Below are 16,840 nucleotides of genomic sequence, written 5' to 3'. Positions count from 1 at the left end.
GCGCCCTTGCCTTCTCCCCGTTTGACGGGGAGAAGGTGGCCCGAAGGGCCGGATGAGGGGCAGCGCCGGCGATTGCGATTGGCCGCGTTTCGCAGCTAGTGACCTGAAATTAGTGCCAAAACGGCAACAAGGTACGAGACCGCAATCATGGCGTAGGCAATCTGGAGAAAGGTTATTCCGTCACCCTTAATTCGAGAATGACCTCCCAGATATTCCCAAAAATCTTGTCCCGACACGGGAAAATTCAGCGCGAATTCCCGTACGAGATGTCTGCTTATTTGCTATCATGCCCGCGCAGCTTTTTAGCTTTCTACGGCTTGCGCACTTCAGCGCAATTTCCGAAAGCCCGCGCTGCCCCTCATACGCCCGCCGGCACCCCACCCACCCTTTCTTAAGGTGTTTCGGATAGACCGAAACCTTGGAAAGAGGCGGAAAACGGAGAGTTCTGGGTGCGCTTTTCCGCGGCGACGACTGCCGGGCGGTTCCTGCCGCAGCGCTGGGCGCTGCGCATGCGTCCGTTGCTTGGCCGCATCGACGCAGTGCTGTTCACCGCCGACGAGCGCGGCGAAGCCGGGCGCATGTCGCTGATCGCCTTTTCGATCCGTATCATCAGCGCCTTCATCGCCTTCGTCAGCCAGGTGCTGATGGCGCGCTGGATGGGCTCGTTCGAATACGGCATCTCGGTGCTGGTCTGGGTGACGATGGTCATCGTCGGCAACCTCGCCTGCCTCGGCTTCCACACCTCGGTCATTCGTTTCATTCCCGAATATCGCGAACGCGGCATGCTGGCCGAACTGCGCGGCATCGTGCTCGCCAGCCGCCTGTTCGTGCTCGCTGCTTCGACGCTGATCGCGGGCCTCGGCGCCCTTGGCGTGTGGCTCGCCTCGGACTGGATCGAGAACTACTACGTCATCCCCTTCATCCTCGGCGTCATCTGCCTGCCGATGATCGCGCTCGGCGATCTCCTGCAGGGGCTGGCGCGCGCCAATTCCTGGGCGCTGCTGGCGCTCTCGCCCACCTATCTGGTGCGGCCGGTGCTGATTCTGGCGTTCATGGCGCTGATGCTTGGCCTGCACTACGTGCCCGACGCCAAGACCGCGATCTTCGCCTCGATCGCGGCCACCTATGTCACGACGCTCGGCCAGCTGATGGCCGTCACCTCGCGCATGGAGAAAAAGATACCGGCCGGGCCGATGGCGGTGCATTTCGGCCAGTGGATCCTCGTTTCGCTGCCGATATTCCTGGTCGAGAGCTTCTTCTTCCTGCTCACCAATGCCGACGTGCTGATGGTCGGCGCCTATATGAACCCCAACGATGTCGCCGTCTATTTCGCCACGGTGAAGACGCTGGCGCTGGTGCATTTCGTCTATTTCGCGGTCAAGGCCGGCGTTGCCCAGCGCTACGCGCAGTTCACCCATGGCGAACCGGACAAGCTCGCCGCCTTCGCTCGCGAGACCGTGTCCTGGACCTTCTGGCCCTCGTTGCTGATGGCGCTCATGGTGCTGGCGCTGGGCGAGCCGATGCTGATGCTGTTCGGTCCCGAATTCACCGCTGGCTACCCGCTGCTCTTCCTGCTTGTGCTGGGCGTCGTGGCGCGCGCCGCCGTCGGCCCCTGCGAAAGCCTGCTCACCATGAGCGGCAACCAGAACATCTGCGCCGCCGTCTATGCCATGACGCTTGCCCTGAACATCGGCCTCAACGTGCTGTTGATCCCGCTGTTCGGCCTCTGGGGCGCGGCAATCGCCACCAGCCTCGCCATGGTCTTCGAGGCCAGTGCGCTGTCCTTCACCGTCTGGCGCAAGCTCGGCATCGTGATGGCGATCTTCGTGCCCGCAAACAAGGAAATCGCCTGATGGCCGCCGTCCCGTTGCTCGAAGAGACCAGCGGCGGCACCGCCGGCGCCATGGTCTCCAACCTTGCCGGCCTGGCGCGCGAGGTCGACCCCGCCCATATCGAGCTCTTCGCCAGCAACCGGCCGGAGCGCAAGCTCGCCATCTACCCAGCCTCGGCGGGCTTCGAACTTGTCGAGGAACTCGACTATCTCAGCGCCCGCACGATCGAGCCGAACGTCTTCTTCAACCCGCGCTTCCTGGCGCCGGCGATGCCCCGGCTGGAAGACCGCGAGGTGCGGCTTGCCGTCATCCGCGACGGCGACGAATACCGCAACCGGCTTCGGCTTCTGGCGCCGTTCTCGGTCGAGCGGCCGGCGATCCCGCTCGGCGTCCCGGTGATGCGCACATGGTCGAGCCCGTTCGGCCCGCTCGGAACGCCGCTGGTCGATCGCGACGATCCGGTCGGCGTCATCGAGGATTTCTTCTCGATGCTGTCGAGGCCGCATCTCAAGCTGCCCAAGGTCTTCGTGCTGCCAGACATGAGGCTCGACGGCCCGGTGGCGAGCCTCATGACCTCCTTTGCCGACAGCCGCGGCCTGACCCTGGTGACCACCGGCAAGGTCGACCGCCCGGTGCTTGAAAGCGATGCCGACGGCGAGGACTACCTCAAGGCCTCGCTGCGCGCGCACCATTATCGCGAATTCCGCCGGCTGAAGCGGCGCCTCGCCGATCAAGGCAAGCTCGAGCACATCGTGGCGCGCGGGCAGGACGAGATACGCCACGCCATCGAAAGCTTCCTGACGCTTGAAGCGGCCGGCTGGAAAGGCCGCGAGCGCACCGCGATGGCGATCGACCGTTACCGCGCCGCCTTCGCCCGCGAAGCCGTGCACAGGCTGGCCGAGCAGGACATGTGCCGCATCCATCTGCTGACGCTCGACGGCCGCACCGTCGCCTGCCTGGTCGTCTTCGTCGAGGCCGGCGTCGCCTACACCTGGAAGACGGCCTATGACGAGGCGCTTTCCGCCTATTCGCCGGGCACGCTGCTGATGATCGAGGTGACCAAGCAGCATCTCGACGATCCCAACATCGTCATGACCGATTCCTGCGCGGTTCCGGACCACCCGGTGATGAGCCGGCTGTGGAGCGAGCGCAAGCCGATGGGCACGCTGGTGGTCGGGCTGACGCCGGATGCCGACCGGCTGGCCCGTCAGGCGGCCTCGCAACTGCACCTCTACCGTGAGACCCGCAACATGGCGCGCATCCTGCGCAACCGCATGCGGAGCCTTTTGAAAAGGCGCTAGATCAACGGCGGGACACAAGTTATGGGTCCGCGCGGCGAACTCGGGCCGGCCTACACGAAACCATCCAGATGATCAGAAGTCGTTTGCGTCACACCAGTTTCCGTGCGGCCGTGCTGCTGATTGCGCTCATGCCTGCCCGGGCCTGGGCCGATACCTGCCCGGAGGATTGCTCCGATCCGCTGCTTCCCCCGGTCAGCATCTACAGCCAGACCGCGGCCGGCCATCTGAGCCCCGCCACCGCCGGCGCGCTGCCGTGCGTCTATGTGCCGAACCGCTCCTCCAACAGCGTCTCGGTGATCGACACCATCACCTTGAAGGAGGTCAACCGGTTCCCGGTCGGCAGCAAGCCGCAGCACGTCGTGCCGTCCTGGGACCTCAAGACGCTTTGGGTCGCCAACAACGGCACCGGCAGGAACGGCAGCCTGACGCCGATCGACCCGATGACGGCCAAGCCCGGCCAGCAGATCCCGGTCGACGACCCCTATAATCTCTACTTCATGCCGGACGGCAGCGCGGCAATCGTCGTCGACGAGGCGATGAAGCGGCTCGATTTCCGCGACCCGCACACCATGGCGCTGAAATCGAGCCTGCCGACGCCGACCTGCCCCGGCATAAACCATGCCGATTTCTCGGTCGACAATTCCTACGCGATCTTCACTTGCGAATATGGCAATGGCGGCCTGGCTAAGATCGACCTGAAGAACCAGAAGATGCTCGGTCACCTCGACCTCTCCAAGATGGGCATGCCGCAGGACATCCGCCTCTCGCCCGACGGCAAGGTTTTCTACGTCGCCGACATGATGAATGATGGCGTGTTCCTGATCGACGGCGACAGTTTTCGCGAAATCGGCTTCATCCCCACCGGCATCGGCACGCATGGCTTCGTCGTCAGCCGCGACGGCAAGCGCCTTTATGTCTCGAACCGCGGCTCGCACAAGATGGAACAGGGCAAGGCCAACGGCCCGGGCAGCGTGACGGTGATCGACTTCGCCACCCGCGCCGTGGTCGCGCAATGGCCGATCCCGGGCGGCGGCAGCCCCGACATGGGCAATGTCAGCGCCGATGGCAAGCAATTATGGCTCTCCGGCCGCTTCGACAGCGACATCTATATGATCGACACCACCAGCGGCGGCGTGACGAAAATACGCGTCGGCGTCGAGCCGCATGGGCTGACGGTGTGGCCACAGCCGGGGCGCTACTCGCAGGGACACACGGGGAATATGCGGTAGCAGCCGGCTCCAACACAGCAGGACAGGCCGGGCTGCGCCGATGCCCGATCGGCATGAGATTGCTGGTGAGCCCGCCGGGCCGGACGAGCTCCTGCGGGATGCCCAGCCAGGGATGCCGCCGACATGGCGTCGAAATGGCGACTGTTTCGTCGAACCCATCGAGCTGACCAAGGCGGGCAATCCGACGATCCCAACTTCGTGATGTCCTTGTGTCTGCACAAATGGCACATCGTCACACAACTGAAATCCGGCGCGCCTAGCGGGTTCCTCGCCGCATCGCCGGCACATCTCCCGCCACTTCCTACATCGAGGAAAGACCATGCTTTTTCGTGCCATTGTCGCGCCACTGGGCATCTCACTGTCCATGACATCATCCAGCTTCGCCGCCGACCTTGTCGAAGCACCCCCGCCGGCAGCACCGACCTGGACTCTGGGAATTGAGGGAAGTCCCGAGTTCTACGCCATCGACAATGGCAGCAACAAAGCGCGATCGCTCGCCGACACCTACTTCAAGTTCAGCGTCTCGCACAATTTCGCCGACAATTTCGTCGGCGGGATATTCATCCAGCCGACCTTCAAGACCGGTGGAAAGACACAATATTACGGCGAGGCGAGTCTCGGCTACAAGATCAAGCTGACGGACGCCTTCACCCTCACTCCCAGCGTTGCCCTCGGCTACACTTGGCATGACACCGGCATCGTCAAGGACGCCGACGCAAATGCGCAGATCCCCTACTACGCCTTGTATCTCGCCGGAGATTGGAAACTGTCCAAGCAATGGACGTGGAATGTCTTCAACTTCCGCTACCGCAACGCCTTCAACACCACCTGGGAAACGCCGAAGCTGGCCACAGGCGTGACCTACAACATCGACTCCACCAATGCGGTCTATGCCAACCTCGGCTATTCGTGGAAAAAGGCCGATACGACGTCGGCGCCTTACGACGATCTCGCCGGCGACAAGCTCAACATCGCGATCGGCTACAAGCACTCGCTCTGATCGCTAGAGCAATTCCAGGAAAAAAGTGTGTAGCGGTTTTTCGTCCGGAATTGCGTGAAAACAACAAAGGCGCAGGCTGGCCGTCGTCGGCCTGCGCCCCACGCCCGCAATGCAGCTCTTGCGGCTCTGAGGCCACCTCTAGAAAGTCCCAGGACCGCGATGCGCTCCCAATAGGCCGGAGACCCGGCAGGGGGAACGTGGCGCGTGCTGATAATCGGATTGGGCGCGCAAATCTTGCCAAAATATTCCGACCCCCATCAGCCTGTCATCCAACCGTCATGCTGCCCACCTACACATCCACAAATCCGGATGGATGGATGTATGGACAAGACTACTGCTCTGCTGGCGCTGGCCGCGCTTGGTCAGGACACAAGGTTAGAGACTTTCCGGCTGCTCGTGCAAGCGGGTGCCGAAGGCGTTCCAGCCGGCGAGATCGCATCGCAGCTTGGAACGGTGCAGAACACCATGTCTGCGCATCTGAAGGTCCTCGACCGCGCCGGGCTTGTTCGCGCCGAACGGGAGGGGCGGATCATCCGGTATGTCGTCGACATGAACGCCTTTCGCGATCTGCTGGCCTACCTGATGGAAGACTGCTGTAGGGGCGCCCCGGAGCTTTGCCGGCCGGTCATCCAGGCGGTGACCTGTAAGTGCTAACGATCTCAATGGAGGCTCGGCACCGTGTCAGCTGACCTGCCGCGACGGCTCGCTGCCGAAGGACTTGGAACTGCGATGCTGGTCGCCACCGTGGTCGGTTCCGGGATCATGGCCGACCGGCTGACCCATGATGTGGCGCTCGCCTTGCTCTGCAACACCTTGCCGACCGGCGCGATACTGATCGTGTTGATCACTATCCTCGGCGCGATTTCCGGTGCGCATTTCAACCCAGCGGTCACGCTCGTGTTCAGCCTGAGGCACCAAATGGCCCGCGATGTGGCCCTGACCTACGTGGCAGCCCAGCTCGCGGGAGGCATACTCGGCACACTGACGGCTCATGCCATGTTTGACATGCCGCTCTTCAGTCTCTCGACCACGGTGCGCTGGGGGCCTGGTCTGTGGATCGCTGAGGCGGTTGCGACCTTCGGCCTCGTCTTCACCATCCTTGCCGGTCTCCGCTTTCGCTCTGATGCCATCCCGTGGCTGGTTGGCCTCTACATCGTGGCCGCCTACTGGTTCACTGCCTCGACATCGTTCGCAAACCCGGCCGTGGCCGTGGCCCGCGCCCTCTCCAATACCTTCGCTGGCATCCGGCCGCTCGATGTCCCGGCCTTCATCGCTGCCCAGCTTGCCGGGGCTCTGGTGGCAATGGCGCTTGCCGGCTGGCTGCTTGCGGAACCCCAAGCCATCACCAATGAGGAACCCGCCGAATGACCATCACGATCTATCACAACCCCCAGTGCGGCACCTCGCGAAACACGCTGGCCATGATCAGGCAGAGCGGCGAAGAGCCCGAGATCATCGAATACCTCAAGACGCCTCCCTCACGTGCAAAGCTGGTTGAGCTGATCGCAGCCATGGGGATCACTACCCGTGCGCTGCTTCGGGAGAAGGGAACGCCCTATGAGGAGCTTGGGCTCGCGGACCCAAAGTGGTCAGACGACGATCTGATCGACGCCATGCTCAAGCATCCGATCCTGATCAACCGCCCAATCGTGGTGACCCCGCTGGGCGCGGTCCTTGCGCGACCCTCTGAGGCGGTCCTCCCGATTTTGCCCAATCCCGACATCGGCCCCTTCACCAAGGAAGACGGCGAGGTCGTTATCGACGCGACCGGTAAACGGGTCGTTTGATCATATTTCGATCTTTGTCGAAATAGGTATTGACCTGTGCCGGCGGCGGGTGCAGTGTTATTTCCATGAAACTCGAACAAGCAGCAAAACAGCTCGAAGCCATCGGCAACCCGACACGGCTCAAGCTCTATCGCACACTGGTCAGAGCCGGCGAAGCAGGCCGGCCCGTGGGGTACTTGCAGGACAGCCTTGGCATCGCGGCCTCGACGCTGTCCCACCATCTGCATCGCCTCATTCTGACCGGCCTCGTGACGCAGGAGCGGCAGGCAACGACCCTGATCTGTCGGGCCAGCTACCCTATCATGAGGGAGCTGATCGGCTTCCTGGCTGACGAGTGCTGCGCTGACGCCGCTTGCGGTGCCCTCGAGGGCGAAGCAGCGGCATAGCGCATATTTTTTTGTTTCGTATTTCGATGATCCCGGAAGGATGGAAACAATGCCGATGAATGACCATGACGATCTCCCTGTTGCCGTCATCGGAGCCGGCCCGGTCGGCTTGGCGGCTGCAGTTCAGCTCGTTCAGCGTGGGCTCCCCGTGAAGGTCTACGAGGCCGGCGCGGAAGTCGCCACCAATCTCCGCGACTGGGGTCATGTTCGGGTGTTCACGCCTTGGCGCTACTGTGTGGATCGGACGGCGGCAAGACTTCTTGAGCGCAGTGGCTGGACGATGCCCGATCCTGAGGCGTTCCCAACCGCTGACGAGCTGATTGCGCACTACCTTGAACCGCTCGCAAAGCTGCCTGAACTCTCAACGTCTATCGAGACCAACGCCAACGTGGTCGGCATCTCCCGCTGGGGTGCGGACAAGGTATTGAGCAAGGATCGACAGGCAAGGCCCTTCATGTTGGTCGTGAAGACCGCCGACGGGATCAGGCGCGATCGCGCGCGCGCCGTCGTTGATGCGTCCGGGACATGGCAGACGCCAAACCCACTTGGGGGCGGTGGTATCACGGCGGAGGGTGAAGCGGAGTTCGCTGACAAGATCGCTTACGGCATCCCCGACATTCTCGGCCGCGACCGCAACCTCTATGCCGGTCGCACGACGCTGGTTGCTGGCTCCGGCCTTTCGGCCGCCAACGCTCTGCTGGAACTCGATAGACTGGCTGCTGACGAGCCGGGCACCGCTTCTCTCTGGGTGACACGCAGTACCGATCTTGTTCGCATCTACGGCGGTGGAGACGCCGACCAGCTTCCCGCTCGTGGCGAACTGGGTGCCGATGCTCGCGAGCTGGTGGAAAGTGGCGGCACAACGATGGTCACCGGCTTCGCAACGCTGGCCATCCGCGGCTCAAACGGCCGCCTGACCGTCGAAGGTCAAACGCGGGACGGCTTACAAGTGCTGGGGCCTGTTGACCGTATCATCGCCGCGACCGGCCAGCGGCCCGATCTCTCCCTCACGCGCGAACTTAGGCTGGACCTTGACCCGTGGCTTGAGAGCGTCAAGGCGCTGGGGCCTCTGATCGACCCCAACGAGCACTCCTGCGGCGACGTTCCCCCGCACGGCCATCGCGAACTGAGCCATCCCGAGCCCGACTTCTACACTGTCGGCGTCAAGAGCTACGGCCGCGCTCCGACCTTCTTGCTGCTGACCGGGTATGAACAGGTACGGTCGGTCGCGGCAGCCCTCGCTGGCGAGATGGCGGCTGCGGATGCCGTGCAACTGGTGCTACCCGAAACAGGCGTCTGCACCGTCCCTCCCTCAACCATACGCGCGACGGGTGGCGGGTGTTGTGGTGGCCCAGCTCCTTCCGAGGCTGACGCCTGTTGTGTCGCCGACGCTGAAGCGAAAGCCGCTGGCAAGAGCGGCTGCGGTTGCAGCGCAGCAGCATGAACGAACCAAACCGCGATGGAGCGCAGTCGGCGAACGATCATAACCGTCCTTGGACTGACCCAGATCATGGCTTGGGGGTCCACCTACTACTTGCCGGCGGTCATCGCACCGAAGGTAGCCGCCGACACTGGCTGGCCGCTGACTTGGGTCGTTGGCGGATTGTCGCTCGGCTTGCTCGTCGCCGGCTTGATCTCGCCTCATGTCGGCTCATCCATTGAACGGCACGGCGGCCGAAACGTGCTTGCGTTCAGCGCGTGCTCGATCGGCGTCGGCCAGATCGGGCTTGCGGCCGCCCCGAACCTCGTCGCCTACATCGCGGCATGGGTCGTTGTGGGACTTGGCATGGGGGCAGGCTTGTACGACGCCGCCTTCGGCACCCTCGGGCGGCTCTATGGGCACGGCGCGCGCTCCGCTATCACAACCCTCTCGTTGTTCGGCGGGTTCGCCAGCACCATCTGTTGGCCGATCTCGGCCTTCCTGATTGGCGAGACGGGCTGGCGCGGCACCTGCCTCGTCTATGCCGCGGTACAGTTGTTGTTCGCCCTCCCCCTCTATCTCGCAATGCTGCCGCGTGGGGTGTCTCCGCCGAGCGTCCCGGACCGGCCGGGAAAGACACAGGCTGCGGTCCCTTCTGCGGCGACCTCAGTTCCGATCATGGTCCTCCTGGCTGCCACGCTGACGTTGGCGGCGGTCATTTCGTCGACGGTGTCAGTTCATCTGCTCACCATCTTGCAGGCCGGCGGCATGGCGCTCGCCGCCGCCGTTGGGCTCGGGGCACTCGTCGGCCCCGCTCAAGTGTCGGCGCGTGCTGTCGAGATGTTTATCGCCCGCTACCATCATCCCATCTGGACCAAGTTCGCGTCCGTGACATTCGTCGCCATCGGCATTGGTGCGCTCTGGCTAGGGATTCCGGTTGTGGCTGTGGCGCTTGCCTTCTACGGGGCTGGTATCGGCCTCGAAACGATAGCGCGGGGCACGCTGCCGCTCGCTCTGTTTGGCCCTGCGGGATACGCGAGGCTCATGGGACGTCTCGCTATGCCCAGCTTGATCGCTCAGGCAGCAGCGCCGTCCGTGGGAGCGTTGTTGTTGGAGCAAGTCGGCCCTCATGGCACCCTTGCAGCTCTCGCCGCTTTGGCGTTGCTGAACGTCGGGTTCGCCTGCAGCTTGGGCTGGCTGATCTTCCGTCGTCGAACACTGCAGGTTCAGATGCAGTAATGCATAGCGACCGGCCGGGTTGTCACTCCCAGCGTTGCGCTCGGCTACACTTGGCACGACACCGGCATCGTCAAGGACGCCGACGCGAACGACGATCTCGCCGGCGACAAGCTCAACATCGCGATCGGCTACAAGCACTCGCTCTGACCGCCAAGCGCAGGCTGGCCGTCGTCGGCCTGCGCCAGTCGTCAAAACCCGAAAAGATTGGAGAAGGATAGCCTGCCAACTCGCAGAGCGAAGATGGCCTGCCATCCGAAGCTCGCAGAGCGAAGGATGGTGCCCCTAGCCGGGATCGAACCAGCACTCCTTGCGGAACTCGATTTTGAGTCGAGCGCGTCTACCAATTCCGCCATAGGGGCTCAGGCCGGGCGGCCTGGATGGGCGCGGACTATACGGTTGGACGGGCTTTCGTCAACTGGCCTGTTGCCGATTTACCAGTGGTAGCCGCGCCCGGACCGCGCCTTACGGTTCCGTAAGGGCGCCGCCATTGTGCGGCGCGTAAAATCTTTCTAGAGAAACGAAACTTATCGCGTCTGGCTGGAAACGCCGGCTGCGGCGCTTTGGGTCCTTGTTTCGTGCATGCCGGTGCCCGAAAACCACTCCGCCGTTCGGAACCAAATCAGGAGAGCCGATGCTTCGCGGACTTTACGACTGGACCCTGTCGCTGGCGGCGCGGAAATCCGCCGAATGGTGGCTGGCCTTCATCGCCTTCGTCGAAAGCTCCGTGTTCTTCATACCGGCCGACGTGCTCTTCCTGCCCATGGCGTTGGCGCGGCCCGAACGCGCCTATCGCTACGCGCTGACCGCTACGGCTGCGTCCGTGCTGGGCGGCATAGCCGGCTGGCTGATCGGCTACTATGCCTACGACACGATAGCACGCCCGATCCTGGAGCATTTCGGCGGCCTATCCACGTTCGAGAAATGGCAGTCGTCCGGCGCCGGGCTGATGCTGGTGCTGCTCGTCACATCCGGCGCCGCGCACCTGCCGCCGATCAAGGTGGTCACCATTCTGGCCGGGGCGCTTCACGTCAATCTTTTGGTCTTCATCGTCTCGGCGATCGTGGCGCGCGGCGCCCGTTTCCTGCTGCTTGCCTGGCTGCTGCGCTGCTATGGCGAAGAGATCAGGGAGTTCATCGAAAAGCGTTTGGGATTGATTGTCGGCGCCGGCGCCGCTGCCCTGATTTTGCTCTATATCCTCGTCAGATACGCCCACGGATAGCGACGCAACAACGGATCTCCATCGATGACAGCGACCATGATTGCCGACACCGGACGCCAGCGCACGCGCGCGGCGCTCTTTCTTGCCGTCGCCATGGCGGCGACCGTCGGCTCGGCGCTGGCCTTCCAATATATCGGCGGCTACATCCCCTGCCACCTCTGCCTCGAGCAGCGCACCCCCTACTATATCGGCGTGCCGCTGATGGTGCTGGCGGTGATCGCCTCGATGCTGCGCGCGCCAGCCTGGGTGACGCGCGGCCTGCTCGCGATCGGCGGCCTTTTGATGCTCTACGGCCTTTATCTCGGCGTCTACCATTCGGGCGTCGAATGGGCCTGGTGGCAAGGTCCGGCCGACTGCACCGCGGGCGCCGGCCCGGTCGACACCGGCGGCAAGGGCGTGCTCGACGCGCTCGACAAGTTCGTGCCGCCCTCCTGCGACAAGGCGGCGCTGCGCATCCTCGGCCTGTCGCTCGCCGGCTGGAACGCCATCGCCAGCCTCATTCTCGCCGCCGTCGCCTTCCGCAGCGCGCTCGCGCGGGATTGAGCGAGATTGATTGGATTCAGCGGCGCAGGGTTCGAGCAAAAATTCGGCAGGCTGAGTCGAATGGCGCTGCTTTCGACGTCCGAGCCAGGTCGACCCCCCACTCCGTCTCGGCTTCGCCGAGCCACCTCTCCCCCGATCGACGGGGTAGAGGAACGGCGCGAGCCTAGTAGCCAGCGCTCCTTCAAGCAGGCTCCCTTCCTCTCCCTCCGGAGGGGGGAGAGGTGGCGCTGCGAAGCAGCGACGGAGCGGGGGAAGCCCGTCCTTAAACGCGAAGCCATTGACAAGTAGGGATGACCGAGTTGGTCCGATATCAGGGTGTGTCTGATAATCACGGTCTGTCAGGTTACGTGAGCACCGGAAGCGCAGAAAGCTGCGGCAGACGGCCGGGCTCGCGGATTTCTGCCGAACTCTAAGGTTCGAGTTCGACATCCCAGTAGAGATAATCCATCCAGCTTTCATGCAGATGGTTGGGCGGGAACAGGCGGCCGTTGTTGTGCAGGTCGTGTACCGTCGGCTGATAGGGTTTTTGCAGCGGCCACATCTTGGCCTGGGCCGGCATCATGCCGCCTTTGCGAAGATTGCAAGGCGAGCAGGCGGCGACGACATTCTCCCAGGTCGTCGCCCCGCCGCGATGGCGCGGGATGACATGGTCGAACGTCAAATCCTCCGGCGTGCCGCAATATTGGCACTGGAAGCGGTCACGCAGGAAGACGTTGAAGCGGGTGAAGGCCGGATGCCGCGACGGCTTCACATAGGCTTTCAGGCTCACCACGCTCGGCAGCTTCATCGAGAAGGTCGGCGAGGAGACGGCGTGCTCGTATTCGGCGACGATGTTGACCCGGTCGAGGAAGACGGCCTTGATGGCGTCCTGCCACGACCAGAGCGACAGGGGGTAATAGCTGAGCGGACGGTAGTCCGCATTCAGCACCAGCGCGGGAAGCCCATCCGGAGATACGGCAACCGTCACGTCCTTCGCCTCCTTGCTTCTAGAACCGAACGGCGCGGATACTGTAAGCCCGACATGACAGGGATGTGAAGCGGATTGTCTCTCGCCGAAGCCGCCAAAAACGCATGATTTTCATGCTTTTTTGGCCATTTCGACAGGCGGCGCCGCATCCCTGCCCTTCAATTCCCGGTAATAGGCCCAAAAAAGCCGCGACGCGACACCCCGCCACGGGCTCCATGATTCGGCCAGCCGGATAAGCATTTTCTCCGGCGGACGCGGGTCGATGCCGAGTGCATGGCCAACCGCCGTCTGCAAAGCGACGTCGCGCGCGGGGAACACGTCGGGATGGCCGGCGGCAAACAGCAGGTAGCATTCGGCCGTCCATGGGCCGATGCCGGGCACGGCCGTCATAGCCGCGATCGCCTCGCCGGCGTCCAGCGTGCACAGGTGATCGAGATCGAGCCCGCCGGCCACGGCTTGCGCGACGGCGAGCAGCCCGCGCTGCTTCGGCCGCGACAGCCCGGCCTCGCGAAAAATCCCTTCACCGGCGGCAAGGATCCCCTGTGGCGTCAGCGGATCGACCAATTTCACCAGCCGCCCGAAGATGGCGTCGGCGCTTGCGCGGGAAACTTGCTGTGAAACGATAATGGAAGCGAGGCTCCTGAACCCTGGCTCCGACAGCCGAAGCGGCACTTCGCCCGCTTTGCCGCGCACGGTCGCCAGCCGCGGATCGATCCGGCAGAGCGCGTCGAGCCCTGCCGCAATGTCGTCGAGCGAGGCGATGCGTTGCACGTTGCTTGTTCCCAGGGCGCCCGCGAAGTGGCAATGGAGAGCTAAATACCAATTGGCAAAAGCGCCTTTCAACCCGAATGCCGCCTGAAAGATGACGCTCCTGACATTCCGCTTCGCGCCGAGCCCCAATGGCGAACTGCATCTCGGCCACGCCTACTCGGCCCTGCTCAACCAGCGGATGGCGGCGCAAGCGGGCGGACGCCTGCTGTTGCGCATCGAGGATATCGACGTCGCCCGCTGCACGCCGCAATTCGAGGCCGGCATTTTCCGCGACCTCGAATGGCTGGGATTGAACTGGGAGCGGCCGGTGCGCCGCCAGTCCGAGCATTTCGCCGAATACCGCACGGTGCTCGACCGTTTGATCGCCGAGGAACTCGTCTATCCCGCTTTCATGAGCCGCGGCGAGATCCGCGCCTTCATCGCCGAGACCGGCGGCCGCGACTGGCCGCGCGATCCCGACGGCGTGCCGCTCTACCCGCCGCTCGACAAGGCGTTGCCCGCCAGGGAGCGCAAGCGGCGGATTGCCGAGAACATGCCTTTTGCCTGGCGGCTCGACGTCGAAGCGGCGATGGCGCGCTTCGCGGCCGGCCTGTCATGGGCGGAGTTCATCGATGAGACGATGTCGGCGACGCGAACCGTCGCAGCACGACCACAGGATTGGGGCGACATCATCGTCGCCCGCCGCGACATCCCGACCAGCTACCATCTCGCCGTCGTCGTCGACGACGCGCTGCAGGATGTCAGCCACGTCGTGCGCGGCCAGGACCTTTATTCGGCGACCGGGGTGCAGCGCCTGCTGCAGGAACTGCTCGGCCTGCCTCAGCCACGCTATTTCCACCACCGCTTGATCCTTGGCCCGGACGGCCGGAAACTGTCCAAGAGCTTCAAGGACACCGGTCTTGCCGCGCTTCGAGACGCGGGCGTGCCGGTACGGGACGTCAGGCGTCTTATCGGACTTGATTAAAGTCGGGCCATCCCAGCCTTGATCAGCGCCAGCACGCTGATGAAGACAAAGGCGCCGCCCAGCCCACAGGCAACCGCCAGCTTGAGATCGCTCAGGCTGATGCCATGCTTGTTGGCGACCGCCACCGCGACGAAAAACCCGAAGATGAACAGCAGCGTATTGCCGGTCGGGCCGAAGCCGCTCTCCTTCATGATCGCGTCGAGCGCCGTGCCGAAGAAGAAGCCGAAGGCGGCGATGATCGCGAAGGCGAACAGAAGCCAGGTCGTGTCGAGATGCAAAAACATGCCTCACCATGGCGCGACCACGCGCCATGCCCCTCTTGGCACGGTTTGTTGAATTCGACTTAGCTTATGGATCAACCGTTTCGTTTTGCTTGCGGGATTGAACGGCTTTAGAGCAATTGCCGTCATCAACCGTTCATCCTGGCAGCCTCCCCCATGCAGAGCATCAAGCGGTTCATCCCCGCCTCCTTCGTCGTTCTGTGGGCGACCGGCTTCATCGGCGCGCGCTATGCCATGCCCTGGGCGGAACCCTTTACCTTCCTTGCCATCCGCTTCGTGACGGCGGCGATTCTGTTTGCGGGGCTGACCGTGCTGCTCGGCTCGCGCAAGGCGACGCGCGAAGAGGCGCTGCACGCAACGGTGGCCGGCGTCCTCATGCATGGCGTCTATCTCGGCGCCGTCTTCTGGGCGATCCACAGGGGCATGCCGGCGGGTCTATCGGCACTGATCGTCGGCCTGCAGCCGCTGATCACGGCGGTGCTTGCCGGAAAATTCCTCGGCGAAGCGATCCTGCCGCGCCATTGGGCCGGCCTTGCGGTCGGGCTGCTTGGCGTCGTCATCGTGCTCTGGCCGAAGCTGGGCACGCTTGGCGGCGGCGTCACGCCGGCGACGCTGACGGCTTCGCTCGTCTCCGTGCTCGGCATGAGCGCCGGCACCATCTGGCAGAAGCGCTATGCCTCCGGCGGCGATCTGGTGTCGGCGACGATGTGGCAGTATGTCGGCGGTTCCGCGGTGATGATCCTGGGCTCGCTCGCTTTCGAGACGCGCGCCGTCACCGTCAATGGCGAGCTGATCTTCGCCATGGCCTGGCTGGTCCTGGTGCTGTCGATCGGCGCCATATTCCTGTTGATGGTGATGATCAGGGACGGTGAGATGTCTAAGGTCGCCTCGCTGTTCTACCTCGTGCCGGCCGTAACCGCGGTCGTCGCCTGGGTGCTTTTCAACGAGCGGCTCAACCTGCTGCAGATCGCCGGCATGGCGATCGCCACGCTCGGCGTCGCCCTGGCAACCGCCAGATCTAACGGAGTTCAACCGACGCGCGCGCGCGCCTCCAGATAGCGGCTGATCGCGGCGTTGAGCTCGCCGCCCAGGATGAAGATCGCCGAGATGATGTAGAGGAAGACGACCGCGATCATGATCGAGGCGAGCCCGGCATAGGTCGTCACATAGGACGAGAAATGGTCGAGATAGGTGGCGAAGATCGTCGACCCGACCAGCCAGGCGACCAGCGTGAAGACGATGCCCGGTATGATCGAGACGAAGCGGCGCTTGCCGGCCGGCAGCCAGATATGCACCGAGAACAGCCCGATGACGATGACCGTCGAGGCGATCACGTAACGCCAGATGGTGATCGTTCCCATATAGGGCTTGATCCATTCCAGATGCGCTTCCGCCAGCCGCGCGAGCAGCGGCGCGAACACCAGAAGCACGCTGATGGCGAGGAAGCAGGCGGTGGCGATCAGGACGAAGATGATGCTCTGTACCCTGCGGTGGACGATGCCGCGCGTCTCGGTGACGCGATAGGCGCGGTTGAGCGAGGTGCGCAGCGCCTCGATGCCGTTCGAGGCGAAATAGGCCGCAAGCAGCACGCCGTAGGTCAGAAGGTCGGTGCGCCGCACGGTGAGCACGTTCTGCACCTCATGCGCGATCGGCTTGGCGATCTGCTCGGGCCAGGTGTCGAAGACCAGATGCACGGCCGTGTCGGCGAAGGCGCGTGCCCCGAGGAAGCTGCCGAGCGTCGTGGCGAAGATCAGGAACGGAAACAACGCCATCAGCGAGGTGATCGCCAGATGGCTGGCCATCGCCCAGCCGTCATCGGTGTTGAAATGTCCAATTGCATCGTAGAGCACGCGCTTGAGGGCAACGATATTCCGCAGCAAGGACCCGCGCTCCGCTCGATT

18 protein-coding genes and 1 tRNA gene are annotated in these 16,840 nt (G+C 63.6%); 14 read left to right on the top strand and 5 right to left on the bottom strand.

Annotated elements, in window-relative coordinates; genetic code table 11:
- Nucleotides 1-449: 449 nt before the first annotated feature.
- The 10 genes from FJ414_RS15435 to FJ414_RS15390 all read left to right on the top strand — a co-directional run bounded on the left by FJ414_RS15435 (nt 450) and on the right by FJ414_RS15390 (nt 10,194).
- On the top strand, nt 450-1,853 hold the full coding sequence (locus FJ414_RS15435) for a lipopolysaccharide biosynthesis protein (RefSeq protein WP_140645231.1): 1,404 nt from the start codon (nt 450-452) through the stop codon (nt 1,851-1,853).
- Nucleotides 1,853-3,133: a GNAT family N-acetyltransferase gene (locus FJ414_RS15430; protein WP_140645230.1), complete on the top strand. Its 1,281-nt coding sequence runs from the start codon at nt 1,853-1,855 to the stop codon at nt 3,131-3,133. The genes FJ414_RS15435 and FJ414_RS15430 overlap by 1 nt, the downstream gene beginning before the upstream one ends.
- 68 nt (nt 3,134-3,201) lie before the next feature.
- The gene (locus tag FJ414_RS15425) at nt 3,202-4,362 is read left to right on the top strand and encodes a YncE family protein (RefSeq protein ID WP_140645229.1); all 1,161 of its coding nucleotides are present in this window, start codon (nt 3,202-3,204) and stop codon (nt 4,360-4,362) included.
- A 319-nt stretch (nt 4,363-4,681) separates the two neighbouring features.
- Nucleotides 4,682-5,362 carry a hypothetical protein gene (locus tag FJ414_RS15420; protein WP_140645228.1) on the top strand — a complete coding sequence of 227 codons (681 nt, stop codon included), beginning with the start codon at nt 4,682-4,684 and terminating at the stop codon, nt 5,360-5,362.
- A 321-nt stretch (nt 5,363-5,683) separates the two neighbouring features.
- Entirely contained in the window at nt 5,684-6,016 is a 333-nt protein-coding gene (locus FJ414_RS15415; RefSeq protein ID WP_140645227.1) for a helix-turn-helix transcriptional regulator, read from the top strand.
- A gap of 24 nt (nt 6,017-6,040) precedes the next feature.
- On the top strand, nt 6,041-6,730 hold the full coding sequence (locus tag FJ414_RS15410; RefSeq protein WP_140645226.1) for an MIP/aquaporin family protein: 690 nt from the start codon (nt 6,041-6,043) through the stop codon (nt 6,728-6,730).
- Nucleotides 6,727-7,149, top strand: coding sequence for an arsenate reductase (glutaredoxin) (gene arsC / locus FJ414_RS15405; protein WP_140645225.1), 423 nt, complete (start codon nt 6,727-6,729; stop codon nt 7,147-7,149). The genes FJ414_RS15410 and arsC overlap by 4 nt, the downstream gene beginning before the upstream one ends.
- Nucleotides 7,150-7,214: 65 nt before the next feature.
- Nucleotides 7,215-7,535 carry a metalloregulator ArsR/SmtB family transcription factor gene (locus FJ414_RS15400; protein ID WP_140645224.1) on the top strand — a complete coding sequence of 107 codons (321 nt, stop codon included), beginning with the start codon at nt 7,215-7,217 and terminating at the stop codon, nt 7,533-7,535.
- A 55-nt stretch (nt 7,536-7,590) separates the two neighbouring features.
- A complete protein-coding gene (locus FJ414_RS15395) occupies nt 7,591-8,979 on the top strand; it encodes an FAD-dependent oxidoreductase (RefSeq protein WP_140645268.1) in 1,389 nt (462 codons plus the stop codon).
- Between the two features lie 15 nt (nt 8,980-8,994).
- Nucleotides 8,995-10,194, top strand: a complete 1,200-nt coding sequence (locus FJ414_RS15390; protein ID WP_140645223.1) for an MFS transporter — start codon at nt 8,995-8,997, stop codon at nt 10,192-10,194.
- 274 nt (nt 10,195-10,468) lie between these two features.
- Here FJ414_RS15390 and FJ414_RS15385 read toward each other — a convergent pair.
- Nucleotides 10,469-10,553 (bottom strand) — tRNA-Leu (locus FJ414_RS15385).
- Nucleotides 10,554-10,825: 272 nt separating this feature from the next.
- Here FJ414_RS15385 and FJ414_RS15380 point away from each other — a divergent pair.
- Both FJ414_RS15380 and FJ414_RS15375 read left to right on the top strand, forming a co-directional pair.
- Entirely contained in the window at nt 10,826-11,413 is a 588-nt protein-coding gene (locus tag FJ414_RS15380) for a YqaA family protein (RefSeq protein WP_140645222.1), read from the top strand.
- 24 nt (nt 11,414-11,437) lie between these two features.
- The gene (locus FJ414_RS15375; RefSeq protein ID WP_140645221.1) at nt 11,438-11,956 is read left to right on the top strand and encodes a disulfide bond formation protein B; all 519 of its coding nucleotides are present in this window, start codon (nt 11,438-11,440) and stop codon (nt 11,954-11,956) included.
- 409 nt (nt 11,957-12,365) lie between these two features.
- Here the strand turns inward: FJ414_RS15375 and FJ414_RS15370 are convergent, their stop codons facing one another.
- Together FJ414_RS15370 and FJ414_RS15365 are read right to left on the bottom strand one after the other, a co-directional pair.
- Nucleotides 12,366-12,923, bottom strand: a complete 558-nt coding sequence (locus tag FJ414_RS15370; RefSeq protein ID WP_027167440.1) for an HNH endonuclease — start codon at nt 12,921-12,923, stop codon at nt 12,366-12,368.
- Nucleotides 12,924-13,034: 111 nt separating this feature from the next.
- On the bottom strand, nt 13,035-13,694 hold the full coding sequence (locus FJ414_RS15365) for a DNA-3-methyladenine glycosylase (RefSeq protein WP_140645220.1): 660 nt from the start codon (nt 13,692-13,694) through the stop codon (nt 13,035-13,037).
- A 91-nt stretch (nt 13,695-13,785) separates the two neighbouring features.
- Here FJ414_RS15365 and gluQRS point away from each other — a divergent pair, with 91 nt between their 5' ends.
- On the top strand, nt 13,786-14,658 hold the full coding sequence (gene gluQRS / locus FJ414_RS15360) for a tRNA glutamyl-Q(34) synthetase GluQRS (protein WP_140645219.1): 873 nt from the start codon (nt 13,786-13,788) through the stop codon (nt 14,656-14,658).
- On the opposite strand, the gene FJ414_RS15355 is transcribed toward gluQRS, so the two are convergent.
- On the bottom strand, nt 14,655-14,942 hold the full coding sequence (locus FJ414_RS15355) for a hypothetical protein (protein ID WP_140645218.1): 288 nt from the start codon (nt 14,940-14,942) through the stop codon (nt 14,655-14,657). The two genes, gluQRS and FJ414_RS15355, sit on opposite strands and share 4 nt — an antisense overlap.
- A gap of 153 nt (nt 14,943-15,095) precedes the next feature.
- On the opposite strand from FJ414_RS15355, the gene FJ414_RS15350 reads away from it, so the two are divergent.
- Entirely contained in the window at nt 15,096-15,998 is a 903-nt protein-coding gene (locus tag FJ414_RS15350; protein WP_140645217.1) for a DMT family transporter, read from the top strand.
- Here FJ414_RS15350 and FJ414_RS15345 read toward each other — a convergent pair.
- A complete protein-coding gene (locus FJ414_RS15345; RefSeq protein WP_140645216.1) occupies nt 15,968-16,819 on the bottom strand; it encodes a YihY/virulence factor BrkB family protein in 852 nt (283 codons plus the stop codon). The genes FJ414_RS15350 and FJ414_RS15345 overlap by 31 nt on opposite strands.
- Nucleotides 16,820-16,840: the final 21 nt, after the last annotated feature.

It is taken from the genome of Mesorhizobium sp. B3-1-6 (assembly GCF_006439555.1).
In the GTDB taxonomy this organism is placed as follows: Bacteria; Pseudomonadota; Alphaproteobacteria; order Rhizobiales; family Rhizobiaceae; genus Mesorhizobium.
The sequence above is the reverse complement of the archived record's forward strand: the minus strand, read 5'-3'. Positions and strand labels throughout refer to the sequence as shown.